The organism is Streptomyces sp. NPDC031274 (genome assembly GCF_055570235.1).
In genome coordinates this window covers 1-1,069 of sequence record NZ_JBVIHP010000449.1, presented here as the reverse complement: position 1 = coordinate 1,069, position 1,069 = coordinate 1, and the positions used below count along the sequence as shown (strand labels likewise).

1 protein-coding gene is annotated in these 1,069 nt (G+C 72.7%); it reads left to right on the top strand.

Annotation, left to right across the window (positions count from 1 at the left end; translation table 11 throughout):
- Window positions 1–73: 73 nt before the first annotated feature.
- Window positions 74–1,069 (top strand): alkaline phosphatase family protein (locus ACZ5CR_RS47085; RefSeq protein ID WP_468870218.1); only part of this gene is annotated, 996 nt, incomplete at its 3' end.

Here is a 1,069-nt window from a genome sequence, read left to right as displayed (position 1 = left end):
CCAACGCCCCTGGTTCTCCAGGGGCGTTGGCGCGCGCCCGCCCTCACCCCGCACTCCACACCTGGAGGACCACGTGTCGTCGCACGGCATCTCCCGCCGCTCGCTCCTCGTCTCCACCGCCGCCCTCGCGGTGGCCGCCGGGCCTCTCGCCGCCGTCGCCAAGGCCGCGGCCAGGACCCCGAAGGTCCTGGTGATCGGCCTGGACGGCGCCCTGCTCAGCAGAATCAAGGACGCCGACGCGCCCGCGCTGGGGGGCCTGATGAGCGCCGGCCTGACCGCGCCGAGCAGCATCTACGCCAGCCCGCTCGCGCCCACCTCGTCGGGTCCCGGCTGGTCGACGCTCATCACCGGCGTCTGGCCCGACAAGCACAAGGTCGTGAACAACGAGTTCACCGGGCACGACCTCGCCGCGTACCCGGACTTCATGACCCGGGTCGAGGCCGCGAAGCCGGACCTGCGGACGTACGCCGTCTCGTCCTGGGCGCCGATCACCGACATCATCTTCTCGGCGAAGGTCGACGCCAGGGTCTCCACACCCGGCGCCGAGTACGACGCCGGAACCACCACCCGCGCCGTCGCCGAGGTCAAGGGCGGCAACCCCGACGCGGTCTTCGTCCAGCTCGACAACATCGACCACGCGGGCCACGACAGCGGAGCCGCGAGCCAGGCCTATCTCGACGCGATCCACGGCGCCGACACCCAGGTCGGGCAGATCGTCGCCGCGGTCAAGTCCCGTGCCACGTACGCCTCCGAGGACTGGCTCATCATGATCACCGCCGACCACGGTCACACCGACCCGGGCGGCCACGGCGGCTCCAGCTGGCCCGAGCGCCAGACCTTCATGATCGCCACCGGTGGCACGGTCACCGCGGGTTCGGTCCGCCACGACGTCCGCATGCCCGACATCGCCGCGAGCGCGCTCGCCCACCTCGGCATCGCGATCGACCCGGCCTGGGGCCTGGACGGACGGCCCGTCCAGCAGCCCGCGCCGGACGCGTTCGACGCCCTGCGCGCCAAGCTGACGGGGCCCGTCGACGAGACCGGCATCGGCTCCGGCGTCATCGGCTTC